The following is a 14,688-nucleotide window of genomic DNA, read 5'->3' as shown; positions in this document are numbered from 1 at the left end:
CTGATCGAGACGACCGACCTGCCGCCCCGCGACCCGGCGGTGGTCGTCCCGGCGGTCCCGGCGGCGGTGGCGGTAACTACCGCGGCGGTGGCGGCGGTGGAGTCGGCGCGGCGCCCGGTGGTGGCGGTCCCGGCGGCTTCCGGGGTCGTCCCGGCGGCGGTGGCGGCGGTGGCCGTCCCGGTCAGCGCGGCGGTGCGGCCGGCGCGTTCGGCCGTCCGGGCGGCGCCCCGCGTCGCGGCCGCAAGTCCAAGCGGGCCAAGCGCGCCGAATACGAGAACATGCAGGCCCCCGTCGTCGGTGGCGTGCGGCTGCCGCACGGCAACGGCGAGACCATCCGGCTGGCCCGCGGCGCGTCGCTGTCCGACTTCGCCGACAAGATCAACGCCAACCCCGCGTCGCTGGTGCAGGCGCTGTTCAACCTGGGCGAGATGGTCACGGCCACGCAGTCGGTCGGGGACGAGACCCTCGAGCTGCTGGGCAGCGAGATGAACTACGTGGTGCAGGTCGTCAGCCCCGAGGATGAGGACCGCGAGCTGCTGGAGTCCTTCGACCTGACCTACGGCGAGGACGAGGGCACCGAGGACGACTTGCAGACCCGGCCGCCGGTGGTGACGGTGATGGGTCACGTCGACCACGGTAAGACCCGGTTGCTGGACACCATCCGTAAGGCCAACGTCCGCGAGGGCGAGGCCGGCGGCATCACCCAGCACATCGGCGCCTACCAGGTCACCGTCGAGCACGACGGCGTCGAGCGGCCGATCACCTTCATCGACACCCCGGGTCACGAGGCGTTCACCGCCATGCGTGCCCGCGGCGCGAAGGCCACCGACATCGCGATCGTGGTGGTGGCCGCCGACGACGGCGTGATGCCGCAGACGGTGGAGGCCATCAACCACGCGCAGGCGGCCGACGTGCCGATCGTGGTGGCGGTCAACAAGATTGACGTCGAGGGTGCCGACCCCGCCAAGATCCGGGGCCAGCTCACCGAATACGGTTTGGTCGCCGAGGACTTCGGTGGTGACACGATGTTCGTCGACATTTCCGCCAAGCAGGGCACCAACATCGATGCGCTGCTCGAGGCGGTGCTGCTGACCGCCGACGCGGCCCTGGACCTGCGGGCCAACCCCGAGATGGAGGCCCAGGGTGTGGCCATCGAGGCGCACCTGGACCGCGGCCGCGGCCCGGTCGCGACCGTCCTGGTCCAGCGCGGCACGCTGCGCGTCGGTGACTCGGTGGTCGCGGGTGACGCCTACGGCCGCGTCCGTCGCATGGTCGACGAGCACGGCGACGACGTCGAGGAGGCGCTGCCGTCGCGGCCGGTCCAGGTCATCGGCTTCACGTCGGTGCCCGGCGCCGGGGACAACTTCCTGGTCGTCGACGAGGACCGCATCGCCCGCCAGATCGCCGACCGGCGCAGCGCGCGCAAGCGCAACGCCCTGGCGGCGCGGTCCCGTAAGCGGATCAGCCTGGAGGACCTGGACTCGGCGCTGAAGGAAACCAGCCAGCTGAACCTGATCCTCAAGGGCGACAACGCCGGTACGGTCGAGGCGCTCGAGGAAGCGTTGATGGGCATCGAGGTCGACGACGAGGTGGCGCTGCGCGTCATCGACCGCGGCGTCGGTGGCATCACCGAGACCAACGTCAACCTGGCGTCGGCGTCGGACGCGGTGATCATCGGGTTCAACGTGCGGGCCGAGGGCAAGGCCACCGAGCTGGCCAACCGCGAGGGTGTGGAGATCCGCTACTACTCGGTGATCTACCAGGCGATCGACGAGATCGAGAAGGCCCTGCGCGGCATGCTCAAGCCGATCTACGAGGAGAACACCCTCGGTCGCGCCGAGATCCGGGCGATCTTCCGGTCCTCGAAAGTGGGCATCATCGCCGGCTGCATGATCTCCTCCGGGGTGGTGCGCCGCAACGCCAAGGCCCGGCTGCTGCGCGACAACGTCGTGGTGACCGAGAACCTCACGATCAACTCGCTGCGGCGCGAGAAGGACGACGTGACCGAGGTCCGCGAGGGCTTCGAATGCGGTATGACGCTGGGCTATTCCGATATCAAGGAAGGCGACATCATCGAGTCCTACGAGCTGGTCGAGAAGGAACGGACCTGACCACCGTCGACGATGCAGAGCGAAGCGATGAGGAGGAGGCGGTGAATCGGAATGCCTGATCCCGCTCGGGCGCGCCGGCTGGCCAAGCGGATCAACACCATCGTCGCCTCGGCGATCGAGTTCGAGATCAAGGACCCCGGCCTGGACGGTGTGACGATCGTCGACACGAAGGTGACCGCCGACCTGCACGACGCGACGGTCTTCTACACCGTGATGGGACGCACGCTCGACGAGGAGCCCGACTACGCGGCCGCCGCGGCGGCGCTGGACCGGGCCAGGGGCGCGTTGCGCACCATGGTCGGCGCGGGCACCGGGGTGCGCTTCACGCCGACGCTGACGTTCACCCGGGACACCACGACCGACACCGTGCAGCGGATGGACGCGTTGCTCGCCGAGGCGCGGGCCCGGGACGCCGACCTCGCGCGCGTTCGCTCCGGCGCCAAGCCGGCGGGGGAAGCCGATCCGTACCGGGAGACCGGGCCGGGGGTTGACCCCGGCGCCCGGTCCGGACGCGGGCTCGACGGGAACATCGGTGACGGCGATCAATTCGAAGAGTGAACTGGGCGGCGCGTCCCGAGTGGGCGCGCTGGTCGACGCGGCGGGCGCCGTCGCGCTGCTGTCGGACGCGTCGACGGTCGCGATTATCGCGCACGTCCATCCGGACGCCGACACCATCGGTGCCGGGCTGGCGTTGGCGCTGGTGCTCAACGAGTGCGGTAAGTCCGTCGAGGTGAGCTTCGCCGAACCGGCGACGTTGCCGGAGTCGTTGGCCTCACTGCCGGGTTGCAAGCTGCTCGTCGAGCCGCACGCGATGCGTCGCGACGTGGATCTTGTTGTCACGGTTGACGTTCCGAGCGTCAAGCGGTTGGGCGCGTTGGCCGACCTGGCCGGCCCCGATCGGCAGGTGTTGGTCATCGACCATCACGTGTCCAACGACATGTTCGGCACCGCCAACCTGATCGACGTGACCGCGGACGCCACCACGCTGCTGATCGCCGACATCCTCGACGCCTGGGGTAAGCCGATCGAGCCCGACGTCGCGCACTGCATCTACGCCGGCCTGACGACGGACACCGGGTCGTTCCGGTGGGCCAGCGCCCGCGCGCTGCGGTTGGCCGCCCGGCTGGTCGAGATCGGCGTGGACAACGCCGCGATCAGCCGGACCCTGATGGACACGCACCCCTTCGAGTGGCTGCCGTTGCTGTCGCGGGTGCTGGGCTCGGCGCAGCTGCTGCCCGAGGAGGTCGGCGGGCGCGGGCTGGTCTATGCCGTGGTGCACCACGCCGATTGGCTCGGTGCCCGCGCGGAGGAGGTGGAGAGCATCGTCGACATCGTGCGCACCACCCAGCAAGCCGAGGTCGCTGCCGTCTTCAAGGAGATCGCGCCGCAACGGTGGTCGGTCTCGATGCGCGCCAAGGCCGGGGTGGACCTGGCCGCGGTCGCCTCGGTGTTCGGCGGCGGCGGGCACCGGCTGGCCGCCGGCTATTCGACGACCGGCTCGATCGAGCAGGTGGTGGCGTCGCTGCGCGCCGCCCTCGCCTGACTCAACTCCTAGAAGCTCCTTCGGAGCTTTCTAGAAGGCCCAGCTGCCGGAGCGCTGCAGCACGAACCCATGGTCCCCGCTGGTGGTGTCCAGGCAGGCGACGAGGCTGTCGGCGCCGACGGCGCAGGTGACGCTCAAATAGGACACTTTCTGGCCGGCGCCCAGCGCCTTCGCGCCGGTCTGCGGCGTGGCCGCGCTGCCGTCGCAACCGCCCTCGGACATGCGGCTCAGCTGGTAGCCCGGCCCCTTGTAATCGACCGCGCCCACCAGGCAGTCGCCCGGGCGGGCCCGCCCGCCCGGCACGGGAACGTCGTCCAGCCCGGGGATGTCGCCCCGGCACTTGAGGTCCGCCGACGGTTGCGGCGCGGGCGATGGGCCGCCGTAGAAGTCACACACGATCGCCGAGGAGGCCGTCGACGGCACGGTGAAACCGATCCGCGGCGCGGTCTGCTGGCCCGTGACGAGGTAGCCCTCGGCGGGCATCGCCGTGAAGGTGTCGAGGTTGGGGAATGCCGGGGGCGGCTGCGCGCCCGCCTGCGGGGCGAGCCCCGTGAGCGCCGACGCGGCCGCCAGGGCCGCGCCGCCCAGCGCCCGCATGCTGACGTCGACAACGGCACGCATCGGCGCCTCCTTGCCTCGGGTCGGTGGTGCTGATTCTCCGACGATCGTTGTTGGGATCGTATTGGCCGCCGTCAGTTCACCCACACGCCCACGGCGATTAAGCCGGACACGACGGTCACCGCCAGGCCGAGCGCCGGCCATTTCCACATGCCCGGCCGGTGTCGCAGGCCGGTGACCAGGGCCCCGGCGCCGGACACCAGCAACCCAAGCGCCGCGCCACCGGCGATGACCACGGCCCCCACGAACGTTCGGTGGACAAAGCGGGTGACGTCGGGGCTGTCGCAGTTGTCGCTGCAGATGGGCATCATCAGGTAAATCAACGACAGCAGCGCCAGGCCGAAGCAGACGGCGCTCAGCGCCCCCTGGACGACGAACAGCACCGTGGTCGCGGTGACGTCGCCGGCGGGGCGGTGTGGCGTCGGCGCGGAGCCCGCCATGGGTCGCCGGAGGGTGGCCGGTCAGCGCACCTGGGCGCGGCCGCGCTGCAATACGGCGTCGCGGTTGGCGGCGATGTCGTCGCCGCTGGTGCGGAACTGCCGGGCGGCCGTGGCCTCGAGCCACAGCCCCGCGTCGGTCTGCGTCTCGTCGATGCGGTGATACGACGCGAGCAAGGCCCGCACCGCGTTCTGGTTGTTGCCGACGATGGCCGACGCCACCCGCCGGGCCGCGTCGAGCAGCTGGTCGTGCGGCACCACCTCGGTGACCAGGCCCGCGCGCAGCGCGTCGGCGGCGGAGAGGTAGTCACCGGTCAAGCTCATCCGCCGGGCCAGGCCGATGCCCACCTTCTGCGGCAGCCGCACGCTGAGGCCCCAGGTGGGCAGCAGGCCGACGCGGGCGTGGGTGTCGGCGAAGCGGGCGCTCTCCGACGCGATCAGGATGTCGCAGTACAGCGCCAGTTCCAGGCCGCCGGTGACGGCGGCGCCGTTGATCGCCCCGATCACCGGCTTGCTCATCGACGGCCACCGCGGCGAGATGTCGGGCAGCGCGGACTGCCCGCCCAACTCCTTGAGGTCCAGGCCCGCGCAGAACACCGGGTCGGCGCCGGTGAGGATGATGACGTCCACGTCGTCGTCGGCCTCGGCGTCGGCGAGGGCCGCGAAGAACTGGTCCCGCAGCGCCGAGGACAGCGCGTTGCGCGCTTGCGGGCGGTTCAAGGTCAGCGTGCGCACCCGCTCGTCGGTGGCGATCAACAGGATGTCATCAGTCATGCCTTCACCGTAGCCAGTACCGGTGATCGCGTGACGCGTGGTCACGGGGGTCACGGGTGGGGGAGGGGTAGGCAAAGTGCCCGCCTCATAGCGACAACGAGGCATCGCCCGGCCAGCCGGCCACAATGTCGCTGCGAGGCGGGCACTTCGGGTACCTACTTGGCCGGCCCCACCATCCGGCCGCGCCGCCGCGGAGGTGCCGGACTCCGCCACCTGGTCGGCCCCGCCATCCGGCGCGCGCCTTCGGCGAGGCGCACCTATCGTGTTAGGCATGTGCCGGAACATCACGGAACTGCGCGGTCTGCAGCCCGCGGCCACCGGGGCGGAGGTGGAGGCGGCGGCGCGGCAGTACGTACGCAAGGTCAGCGGCATCACGCATCCCTCGGCGGCCCAGGCCGATGCGTTCGAGGCGGCGATCGCCGAGATCAGCGCCACCACCGCGCGCCTGCTCGGCGCGCTGCCGCCGCGCCGTCAGCCACCCAAGACCGTGCCGCCGTTGCGCCGGCCAGACGTCGTCGCCAGGGCGACCCGATTGGCCGGCGCGAAATGACCCTCACCGCGACGGTGCCCGCCCTCAAGGAGTGGAGCGCCGCCGTGCACGCCCTGCTCGACGGCCGGCAGCGGGTGCTGCTGCGCAAAGGCGGCATCGGCGAGAAGCGCTTCGAATTGGCCGCCAGCGAGTTCCTGCTGTTCCCGACCGTCGCGCACAGCCACGCCGAACGCGTCCGCCCCGAGCATCAGGACCTGCTGCAGCCCGCCGCCGCGGACAGCACGGAGGACCACCTGGTGATCCGGGCCGCCGCGAAAGTTGTTGCGGCGGTTGCCGTCAACCAGCCCGAGAACCTCGACGCCATCGAGGACCTGCACATCTGGACCCGTGAGTCGGTGCGCGCCGACCGGCTGGATTTTCGCCCCAAGCACAGGCTGGCGGTGCTCGTGGTGTCGGTGACGCCGCTCGCCGACCCGGTCCGGATCCTGCGCACGCCCGAGCACGGCGGCTGCAAGAGTTGGGTGGACCTCACGGTCGACGCCCCGTTGGGCGCGCCGATTCTCGACGACGACGCTCTAGCCGCGGTGGCCGCCCGCGTCCGCGACGCCGTCGGCTGACGCGTCGGCGCGGCCGACGGGAAGCAGCAGCCGTGAACGGCCGTAGGCCACCGTATGAGTGGCCGGTATGAGCTCACGTCCGGTCAGCACCGGCTCCCCGGTGCCCAGGTTGCGGGCGTAGCGGGGCGACCAGCTGCCCGCGATCAACACCCGCACCCGTGAGCCGGCGCGGAAGCGGTGGGCGACGCCGTCCAGTTCGATGCGGACGGTCGCCTTGGGCTTCTTGGCGGGCGTCAGCCGCCGGTACCCCTCGGTGACGTTGCGCGAGCGGCCCTTTGGGTCGACCTCGCTGAGCCGAACGAACACGTCGACGTGCGGGTTGTCCGAGCTGTGGGCCAGTTCGACGGCCGGATTGCCGTAGACGTACAGATCGTCGGTGAGGGTGACGCTGGTGAAGGCCAGCACGTCGTCACGCAGCGCCAACGAGCTGTCGTCGCGGTAGCCGCCGTTGGGTGATAGCAGCGGGCCGCCGATGGTGCGCGTCGGGTTAGCGGGGTCGTAGCGGAATGTGGCCGGCGCCAACGACTTCGGATTGGCCGGCGCGGTCTCACCGAGGTGCCCGCCGGGCCGCAGGTACAGCGCGCGTTCGGTGGTGGTCGGTGGCCAGTCGGCCAGGTTGCGCCACGCTTGACCCTTGTCCACGCCGGTCACGCACACGCGGACCCTGCTGGGCCGGCGCGGGGCGGCGTCGCGCAGGTGGGTGTCCAGCCAGTCCAGGGTGTCGCGCACGCAGCCGGCGAGGCCCGAGGTGATGAGCTGGGTGTGCGTCCAGGGCCCGACGGTCAGCGCGACGTCGACGCCGCGGCCCCGCAGGTGCCGGTACTGCTGCAGCGTCTGGCGCAGGAAGATGTCCTGCCAACCACCGATCAGCAGCACGGGCGCCTGCACGCGGTCCAGCGCCTCGGTGCAGCGCAACGCGTCCCAGAAGGGGTCGTTGGGGTCGGAGTGTTCCACCCAGGCTTCGAACCAGGGTGCGCCCGTGCCCAGCAGCGCGCGGGCGGCCTCACCCACCGGCACCGCCGCGGCCGCCTCCTCCACCAGGCGTCGGCCCCGCAGCTGGCGCAGGCCGGACCGGATGCGCCCCGGCTCCTCCTGGTGCGACACCATGTCGCTCCAGCCCAGGAAGTCGTTGATCGCGAATGTGCCCGTGCCCCAGGTCGATTCGTTGAAGTCGTGCGGCCCCACGGCGATGACCGCCGCCGCCAGCTCCGGCGGCGGGTCGCGCAGCAGCGCCCATTGGGTGAAGCCCAGATACGACATCCCGATGGTGGCGAATCGCCCTGGGAACCATGGCTGTTCACGCAGCCACTGCACGGTGTCGGTGCCGTCGGCGGCCTCGTTGGCCATCGGTTCGAAGTCCCCGCCCGACCCAAAGGTGCCCCGCACGCTCTGCAGCACCACGTGATAGCCGCGGGCCGCGTAGAGCGCACCGAAGACCAGCGAGAACGGAAACGCGCGGCCGTAGGGTCCGCGCACCAGCACCACACCGGCGGGCGTGGCGGTCGTCGGCGCGTAGTGGTCGGCGCTGAGCTCGACCCCGTCGCGCATCGGCACGCGCACCCGCTGCACGCAGTAGTCGCTGCTCACCGGCGGCAGGCCCAGCAGGCGGCCCAGCGCCTTGTCACCGAGGTGGCGCACGGTGTGCAGCGCGGACGGGTCGGGTCGAATCGAGGTCAGACTCACGGCCTAGAACTTGTAGTACGGGATCAGGTCGTTGGCTCGTTGCAGATTGGTCTGCATGCAGTCGACGTCGGGGTTGGAGTACACGGTCGAGTAGTACAACGCCTGCTGCAGCACGCCGTAACTGGTCTTGAACGCGATCATGCAGGAGAAGAACCAGTAGCTGTTGTGGTAGGTCGGCTTGAGCACCCAGTACTGCGCCGCGCGGTGGCCTTGGATCGTCGTTTCGACGCCGTCGGCGGGCAGCGACTGCTCGTAGGTGCGCCAGATGATGGGCTCGACGGCGATCTGGTAGTTGCCGGCGTCGAAGTGGCAGCGCAGGCCGTCCTCGTGCTCGGGCGGGGTGAAGCTCAACCCGAGCCGCTGGATCACGTCGAACGGGATGTCCTCGCAGGCGTCGAACGGGCGCGGATCCGTGGTCGCCACGATGGGGCTCTTCATGGTGGTCTCCAGCGGCTGCGCCGTCGACCGCAGCTCGACCGGCTGCCGGTCGCCGCCGGGCGACGGGGGCGACTGCTGCCAGCCGACCGTCCCTCCCACGGCCGCTGTGAGCAGCGCACTCAACGCCCCGAGCAGACGCACTTTGGCGAACACCACACCCCCTCACGCCTCGGCGGCCCTTTGCGGGGAGTGTACAAGTCGCCCGCGGGCCGCCACAGGGGAACGAGAACTCGTTCCAGTTTCGCCGCGAGTCGGCCCGCCGCGGCCCGGTGCGGCCGGGGCCCGCCGGCCGAGTCGTTAGGCTGGTTAGTCGTGGCAGGCCAGGAATCGACCAATGGGGGACAACCGACGCTGTGGGCGGTGTCGGACCTGCACACCGGTCACCTCGGCAACAAGCCGGTCACCGAGTCGCTGCACCCCTCGCATCCAGACGACTGGCTGATCGTCGCCGGTGACGTCGCCGAGCGCACCGACGAGATTCGCTGGGCGCTGGACCTGCTGCGCAAGCGGTTCGCCAAGGTGATCTGGGTGCCGGGCAACCACGAGCTGTGGACCACCACCCGGGACCCGGTGCAGATCTTCGGCAAGGCCCGCTACGAGTACCTGGTCAACGTCTGCGACGAGATGGGCGTGATCACGCCCGAGCATCCGTTCCCGGTGTGGACCGAGCGCGGCGGCCCCGCGACCATCGTCCCGATGTTCCTGCTGTACGACTATTCGTTCTTGCCCGACGGCGCGACCACCAAGGCCGAGGGCCTGACGATCGCGCGGGAGCGCAACATCGTGGCCACCGACGAGTTCCTGCTGTCCTCGGAGCCCTATCCCACGCGGGAGGCCTGGTGCCGCGAGCGCCTTGAGCTCACCCGGGCGCGTCTGGAGCAGCTGGACTGGATGACGCCGACGGTGCTGGTGAATCACTTCCCGCTGGTTCGCGACCCGTGCGACGCGCTGTTCTACCCCGAGTTCTCGCTGTGGTGCGGCACCACTAAGACCGCCGACTGGCACACCCGCTACAACGCCGTGTGCTCGGTCTACGGCCATCTGCACATCCCGCGCACCACCTGGTATGACGACGTGCGCTTCGAGGAGGTGTCGGTGGGTTACCCCCGGGAATGGCGCCGGCGCAAGCCGCCCCGCTGGCTGCGGCAGGTGCTGCCCGATCCGCAGTACGCGCCGGGGGACCTCAACGACTTCGGTGGCCACTTCACCATCACTCCCGAGATGAAGGCGCAAGCCGCGCAATTCCGGGACCGGTTGCAGCAGCGGCAATCACGGTGACGGGGGAGACGCTGCTCGCGTCGGTGTTACCGGAGCCGACGCCGGACGGGCCGGCCTACGCCGAGCTGTATTCGGATCCACCGGACCTGGTCCCGTTGCCCGAAGAGGAGCCGCTGATCGCCAAGTCGGTGGCCAAGCGGCGCAACGAGTTCATCACCGTGCGGCACTGCGCGCGCCTCGCTTTGGCCGAACTGGGCCTGCCCCCGGTGCCAATCCTGAAGGGCGACAAGGGAGAACCGTGCTGGCCCGACGGTGTGGTGGGTAGCCTGACGCACTGCACGGGCTTTCGCGGGGCGGTGGTCGGCCGCTCGTCGGCGGTGCGTTCGCTGGGCATCGACGCCGAACCGCACGACGAACTGCCCAACGGCGTGCTGGGCGCGATCAGCCTGCCCGAGGAGCGCGCCGAGATTCCCCGCGCCTTGCCGGCGACGCTGCATTGGGACCGAATCCTGTTCTGCGCCAAAGAGGCAACGTACAAGGCCTGGTTCCCGTTGACCAAGCGGTGGCTGGGCTTCGAGGACGCCCACATCACGTTCGAGGCCGACGGGCCCGAGGCGGTGACGGGCGGCTTCGTCTCGCGGATCCTGATCGACCCGGCGGCGCTGTCCGGGCCGCCGCTGACCGCGCTGCGCGGCCGCTGGTCGGTCGAGCGCGGCCTCGTGCTGACCGCCATCGCGTTATGAGTGACCCGGGCATCGTCGTCGTCGACAAGCCGCCCGGGATGACCAGTCACGACGTGGTGGGCCGGTGCCGGCGGATCTTCGGCACCCGCAGAGTGGGCCACGCGGGGACGCTGGACCCGATGGCCACCGGCGTGCTGGTGCTCGGCGTCGAGCGCGCCACCAAGATCCTCGGGCTGCTGACCGCCGCCCCCAAGTCCTATTCCGCCACGGTGCGGCTGGGCCAGGCCACCAGCACCGACGACGCCGAGGGCGAACTGGTCGGCGGGGCCTCGGCCGCGCACGTCACCGACGACGCGATCGCGGCGGCCGTGGCCGGATTGCGGGGCGACATCGAGCAGGTGCCGTCGGCAGTGAGCGCCGTAAAAGTCAACGGCCAGCGCGCGTATCGGCTGGCGCGCGAGGGCCAGGCCGTCGAGCTCGCGGCGCGCCCGGTGCGCATCGATCGCTTCGAGGTGCTCGCCGTTCGGCGCTGCGCGGACGGGCTGCTCGATCTCGACGTCGAGGTGGACTGCTCGTCGGGCACCTACATCCGCGCGCTGGCCCGCGACCTGGGCGCGACGCTGGGCGTGGGCGGGCACCTCACCTCGCTGCGCCGTACCCGCGTCGGCCGGTTCTCGCTGGAGTGGGCGCAACCGCTCGAGGCGCTCGCCGCGCAGCCCCGGCTGAGCCTCACGTTGGACGACGCCTGCCTGCTGGTGTTCCCGCGGCGCGACCTGTCCGCCGCGGAGGCCGAGGCGACCGCGCACGGCCGCCCCCTCGAGCCCGCCGGCATCCCCGGCGTCTACGCCGCCACCGCTGCCGACGGCCGGGTGATGGCGTTGCTGCGGGATGAGGGCCGCGGAACCAAATCGGTGGTGGTGGTCCGCCCGGCGACGATGCAGAACGGGACGAGTTAACCCCTCACAACCGGCCGAGCAGCTCGGCCTTCTTCGCCGCGAATTCGTCGTCGGACAGGATGCCGCGCTCGTGCAAGCCGGCCAGCGCCTCGATGGCCGCGACGACCGACGCGGGATCCCCCGCCGCCGCGGGGGCGGGTTGCGCCGTCGGGGCAGGCGCCGCCGCGGGCGTCTCGGCGACCTGCTGAGCGCCGAGCTCCCGCAGGTCCGACACGCCGAAGGTGCCGAGCTGGCTGGTGAAGCTGACCGAGCCGTACCCGCCGCCCTGCTGTTGCTGCACCCCGCCGATGTGGTGCTCACCGGTATCGAAAATCCTTGTCACACCGTCGATCTGGAGCGCCAACCGCCGGGTGGCCGGGAAGAACGCGTACCGCACGTTGTTCTGTGCACCCGAGGCGCTGGGGACGCCCAGGTCGGCCGGCCACCAGCCGGCCTGCGCGAACCCGCCCTGCGCCTGCGCCGCGCCGGCCTGCGCCTGCGCGGGGAACACCGTGGTGGTGGCGAGCAGTTGCACCAGGTCGTTGCACAGGGCGTCGACCCGCGCCTTGAGCGCGTTGTCGAACATGTCGCCAACCATCGTCATCCCGCCGCGCATCCACTGCCCGGACCCGCCCAATTCGGGAATGGAGAACTGCGCCATGGTGCCGCCGCCGGTCTGCAGGGCGAACAGCATGGCCAGGACGGCCTCGCGGGACAGCCCGTGGCGCGACGCGATGTCGGCGATGGCGTTGGCGGCTTCGGGAGTGACCGCTGCCTGCATAGTGATGAGTCTTTCGTCGTCGGTGTTCGTCTGAGCGTACGCAAGCGACGCCCGGTTGGGGGTTCCTGCGCGCGCCTCCGCGCGGCTAAGCTGCCGACTAGACAGGTGTCAAGAAAAACGATCGAAGAGGTGCGTCATGCCCAATAAGGTGTTCGTGGTCGGCGTCGGCATGACGAAGTTCGAGAAACCGGGCCGCCGCGAGGGCTGGGACTATCCCGACATGGCGCGCGAATCCGGAACCAACGCGCTGCGCGACGCGGGCATCGACTACCGCGAGGTGCAGCAGGGCTACGTCGGCTATGTGGCCGGTGACTCCACGTCCGGGCAGCGGGCCCTCTACGAGCTCGGCATGACGGGCATCCCGGTCGTCAACGTCAACAACAACTGCTCGACCGGGTCGACGGCGCTCTTCCTGGCCGCCCAGGCGATCCGCGGCGGCATCGTGGACTGCGCCATCGCGCTGGGCTTCGAGAAGATGCAGCCCGGCTCGCTGGGCGGCGGCGCCCAGGACCGCGAATCGCCGATGGGCAAGCACGTCAAGGCGATGGCCGCGATCGACGAGTTCGCGATGCCCGTCGCGCCGTGGATGTTCGGCGCCGCCGGGCGTGAGCACATGAAGCAATACGGCAGCACCGCAGAGCATTTCGCGAAGATCGGCTATAAGAACCACAAACATTCGGTGAACAACCCGTTCGCGCAGTTCCAAGATTCCTACACGCTCGACGACATCCTGGCCGCGCGGATGATCTCCGACCCGCTGACCAAGCTGCAGTGTTCGCCGACCTCGGACGGCTCCGGCGCGGCCATCCTGGCCTCGGAGGGGTTCGTCGACAGCCACGACCTGGCTTCCCAGGCGGTCGAGATCGTCGGGCAGGCCATGACCACCGATTTCGCGTCGACGTTCGACGGCAGCGCCAAGAACCTCATCGGCTATGACATGAACGTCCAAGCGGCGCAACAGGTTTACGATCAGTCCGGGCTGGGCCCCGACGATTTCCAGGTGATCGAGCTGCACGACTGCTTCTCCGCCAACGAGTTGCTGCTCTACGAGGCGCTGGGCCTGTGCGCCCCGGGTGAGGCGCCGAAGCTGATCGACAACGGCGACACCACCTACGGCGGGCGGTGGGTGGTCAACCCGTCCGGCGGCCTGATCTCCAAGGGGCACCCGCTGGGGGCCACGGGTCTGGCGCAGTGCGCCGAACTCACCTGGCAGCTGCGCGGCCGCGCGGACAAGCGCCAGGTGGACAACGTCACCGCCGCGCTGCAACACAACATCGGGCTGGGCGGCGCCGCCGTGGTGACCGCCTACCGGCGCGCCGAGCGTTGAGCCGCCCGGCGGGCAGCGCGTCGGACGTTCAGTCCGTCACCCAGATCGCCCGGGCGGCGGGGCTGCCCAGGTCCACCGTCTCCTCGGCGCCACCGCCCGAGGCGATCGCCACGGTGATCATGCCGGCAAATTCGCGGCGGGCGAGCACCCGCAGCCGGGAGTCGAGGTTGATGCCGACGTCGGCGAAGTAACGCAGCATTTGCGGATCGGCGTCGGAGATGCGGGCCACGGTCCCGGCGTCCCCGTCGTCGCACGCCCACAGCTGCCGCGCCGTCGGGGTGGGCACCTGCCCGTCCGAGGCGGGAATCGGGTCGCCGTGCGGGTCGCGCTGCGGGAAACCGAGCTTGGCGTCGATGCGGGCCACCAGGCGATCGGAGACGGCGTGCTCGAGGATCTCGGCCTCGTCGTGCACCTCGTCCCAGGCGTAGCCGAGCTCGTTGACCAGGAACGTCTCCAGCAGCCGGTGCCGGCGCACCATGCCGAGCGCCGCGCGGCGGCCCGCCTCGGTCAACGTCACCGCGCCGTACTTCTCGTGGTCGACGAGGCCCTGCTCCGCGAGCTTGCGGATCGACTCCGACGCGGTGCTGGCCGACACCCCGATCTTCTCGGCCAGCATCTTGGTGCTGACCTTGGCGTGCGACCACTCCTGGGCGTTCCAGATCACCTTGAGATAGTCCTGGCCGACAGCGGTGAGACCACCATGCTCTTCGTCAGCCCTCACATCGACAGAGTTTAGGCAACCCAACCCCGATCGGTGTGCTCCACGACACCCGACGCCGTTTCGGTCTCCCGGACGGCGACCCGGCGCCGTAGGCTTGCGGGCGTGCAGCGCTGGCGCGGCCAAGACGAGATACCCACGGACTGGGGCAGGTGCGTGCTCACCATCGGCGTCTTCGACGGTGTGCACCGCGGCCACGCCGAGTTGATCGCGCACGCCGTCAAGGCCGGACGGGCCCGTAACGTGCCGGCGGTGTTGATGACCTTCGACCCGCATCCCATGGAAGTCGTCTATCCGGGCAGCCATCCGGCGCAG

At 70.5% G+C, this 14,688-nt stretch carries 16 protein-coding genes and 1 pseudogene; 10 read left to right on the top strand and 7 right to left on the bottom strand.

The features are described 5' to 3' along the window. From infB to A5714_RS20885, 3 genes are all read left to right on the top strand, one after another. A partial coding sequence (gene infB, locus A5714_RS20895; protein ID WP_082959885.1) for a translation initiation factor IF-2 occupies positions 1-2,111 on the top strand: 2,111 nt, incomplete at its 5' end. A gap of 51 nt (positions 2,112-2,162) precedes the next feature. Then, a complete protein-coding gene (rbfA, locus tag A5714_RS20890) occupies positions 2,163-2,669 on the top strand; it encodes a 30S ribosome-binding factor RbfA (protein ID WP_068288441.1) in 507 nt (168 codons plus the stop codon). Beyond that, the gene (locus tag A5714_RS20885; protein WP_156747425.1) at positions 2,644-3,654 is read left to right on the top strand and encodes a bifunctional oligoribonuclease/PAP phosphatase NrnA; all 1,011 of its coding nucleotides are present in this window, start codon (positions 2,644-2,646) and stop codon (positions 3,652-3,654) included. Before rbfA ends, A5714_RS20885 begins: the two co-directional genes overlap by 26 nt. A gap of 30 nt (positions 3,655-3,684) precedes the next feature. Here the strand turns inward: A5714_RS20885 and A5714_RS20880 are convergent, their stop codons facing one another. From A5714_RS20880 to A5714_RS20870, 3 genes are all read right to left on the bottom strand, one after another. After that, a complete protein-coding gene (locus A5714_RS20880; protein WP_068288435.1) occupies positions 3,685-4,275 on the bottom strand; it encodes a hypothetical protein in 591 nt (196 codons plus the stop codon). A 71-nt stretch (positions 4,276-4,346) separates the two neighbouring features. After that, on the bottom strand, positions 4,347-4,712 hold the full coding sequence (locus A5714_RS20875; RefSeq protein WP_068288432.1) for a hypothetical protein: 366 nt from the start codon (positions 4,710-4,712) through the stop codon (positions 4,347-4,349). A 21-nt stretch (positions 4,713-4,733) separates the two neighbouring features. Next, the gene (locus A5714_RS20870) at positions 4,734-5,483 is read right to left on the bottom strand and encodes an enoyl-CoA hydratase (RefSeq protein ID WP_068074733.1); all 750 of its coding nucleotides are present in this window, start codon (positions 5,481-5,483) and stop codon (positions 4,734-4,736) included. Between the two features lie 271 nt (positions 5,484-5,754). Here A5714_RS20870 and A5714_RS20865 point away from each other — a divergent pair, with 271 nt between their 5' ends. Further along, on the top strand, positions 5,755-6,033 hold the full coding sequence (locus tag A5714_RS20865; RefSeq protein ID WP_068074585.1) for a DUF2277 domain-containing protein: 279 nt from the start codon (positions 5,755-5,757) through the stop codon (positions 6,031-6,033). Next, complete coding sequence (locus tag A5714_RS20860) at positions 6,030-6,590, top strand: DUF1802 family protein (RefSeq protein WP_068074588.1); 561 nt, start codon at positions 6,030-6,032, stop codon at positions 6,588-6,590. Before A5714_RS20865 ends, A5714_RS20860 begins: the two co-directional genes overlap by 4 nt. Here A5714_RS20860 and A5714_RS20855 read toward each other — a convergent pair. Together A5714_RS20855 and A5714_RS20850 are read right to left on the bottom strand one after the other, a co-directional pair. Beyond that, positions 6,549-8,273 carry a CocE/NonD family hydrolase gene (locus A5714_RS20855; protein ID WP_068288429.1) on the bottom strand — a complete coding sequence of 575 codons (1,725 nt, stop codon included), beginning with the start codon at positions 8,271-8,273 and terminating at the stop codon, positions 6,549-6,551. The two genes, A5714_RS20860 and A5714_RS20855, sit on opposite strands and share 42 nt — an antisense overlap. A 3-nt stretch (positions 8,274-8,276) precedes the next feature. Then, a complete protein-coding gene (locus A5714_RS20850; RefSeq protein ID WP_068074736.1) occupies positions 8,277-8,864 on the bottom strand; it encodes a DUF3558 domain-containing protein in 588 nt (195 codons plus the stop codon). A gap of 159 nt (positions 8,865-9,023) precedes the next feature. Between A5714_RS20850 and A5714_RS20845 the strand changes: the two genes are divergently transcribed. Genes A5714_RS20845 through truB form a run of 3 tightly spaced genes read left to right on the top strand, consistent with a single transcriptional unit; the run spans position 9,024 to position 11,568 of the window. Continuing rightward, on the top strand, positions 9,024-9,989 hold the full coding sequence (locus tag A5714_RS20845; RefSeq protein WP_068074594.1) for a metallophosphoesterase: 966 nt from the start codon (positions 9,024-9,026) through the stop codon (positions 9,987-9,989). Further along, positions 9,986-10,672 carry a 4'-phosphopantetheinyl transferase gene (locus A5714_RS20840; RefSeq protein ID WP_068288426.1) on the top strand — a complete coding sequence of 229 codons (687 nt, stop codon included), beginning with the start codon at positions 9,986-9,988 and terminating at the stop codon, positions 10,670-10,672. The genes A5714_RS20845 and A5714_RS20840 overlap by 4 nt, the downstream gene beginning before the upstream one ends. Continuing rightward, positions 10,669-11,568 carry a tRNA pseudouridine(55) synthase TruB gene (truB, locus tag A5714_RS20835; protein ID WP_068288423.1) on the top strand — a complete coding sequence of 300 codons (900 nt, stop codon included), beginning with the start codon at positions 10,669-10,671 and terminating at the stop codon, positions 11,566-11,568. Before A5714_RS20840 ends, truB begins: the two co-directional genes overlap by 4 nt. 4 nt (positions 11,569-11,572) lie before the next feature. On the opposite strand, the gene A5714_RS20830 is transcribed toward truB, so the two are convergent. After that, positions 11,573-12,328, bottom strand: a complete 756-nt coding sequence (locus A5714_RS20830) for an SHOCT domain-containing protein (RefSeq protein WP_068288420.1) — start codon at positions 12,326-12,328, stop codon at positions 11,573-11,575. A 136-nt stretch (positions 12,329-12,464) separates the two neighbouring features. On the opposite strand from A5714_RS20830, the gene A5714_RS20825 reads away from it, so the two are divergent. Continuing rightward, complete coding sequence (locus A5714_RS20825) at positions 12,465-13,655, top strand: lipid-transfer protein (RefSeq protein ID WP_068288417.1); 1,191 nt, start codon at positions 12,465-12,467, stop codon at positions 13,653-13,655. A gap of 28 nt (positions 13,656-13,683) precedes the next feature. Here A5714_RS20825 and mntR read toward each other — a convergent pair whose 3' ends face one another. Beyond that, entirely contained in the window at positions 13,684-14,376 is a 693-nt protein-coding gene (gene mntR, locus A5714_RS20820; RefSeq protein WP_068074609.1) for a manganese-binding transcriptional regulator MntR, read from the bottom strand. Positions 14,377-14,478: 102 nt separating this feature from the next. Here mntR and A5714_RS20815 point away from each other — a divergent pair. Continuing rightward, a pseudogene (locus A5714_RS20815) lies at positions 14,479-14,688 on the top strand (bifunctional riboflavin kinase/FAD synthetase); the annotation flags it as partial.

It is taken from the genome of Mycobacterium sp. E2462, assembly GCF_001672685.1.
Lineage (GTDB): Bacteria > Actinomycetota > Actinomycetes > Mycobacteriales > Mycobacteriaceae > Mycobacterium.
Note: the sequence above shows the minus strand (reverse complement) of the source record. Positions and strands in the feature narration are given on the sequence as shown.

Coding starts and splice junctions, on each gene's coding strand:
- A5714_RS20825 (WP_068288417.1), top strand. CDS start 12,465: ATGCCCAATAAGGTGTTCGTGGTCGGCGTCGGCATGACGAAGTTCGAG.
- A5714_RS20860 (WP_068074588.1), top strand. CDS start 6,030: ATGACCCTCACCGCGACGGTGCCCGCCCTCAAGGAGTGGAGCGCCGCC.
- rbfA (WP_068288441.1), top strand. CDS start 2,163: ATGCCTGATCCCGCTCGGGCGCGCCGGCTGGCCAAGCGGATCAACACC.
- A5714_RS20830 (WP_068288420.1), bottom strand. CDS start 12,328: ATGCAGGCAGCGGTCACTCCCGAAGCCGCCAACGCCATCGCCGACATC.
- truB (WP_068288423.1), top strand. CDS start 10,669: ATGAGTGACCCGGGCATCGTCGTCGTCGACAAGCCGCCCGGGATGACC.
- A5714_RS20865 (WP_068074585.1), top strand. CDS start 5,755: ATGTGCCGGAACATCACGGAACTGCGCGGTCTGCAGCCCGCGGCCACC.
- A5714_RS20875 (WP_068288432.1), bottom strand. CDS start 4,712: ATGGCGGGCTCCGCGCCGACGCCACACCGCCCCGCCGGCGACGTCACC.
- A5714_RS20880 (WP_068288435.1), bottom strand. CDS start 4,275: ATGCGTGCCGTTGTCGACGTCAGCATGCGGGCGCTGGGCGGCGCGGCC.
- A5714_RS20870 (WP_068074733.1), bottom strand. CDS start 5,483: ATGACTGATGACATCCTGTTGATCGCCACCGACGAGCGGGTGCGCACG.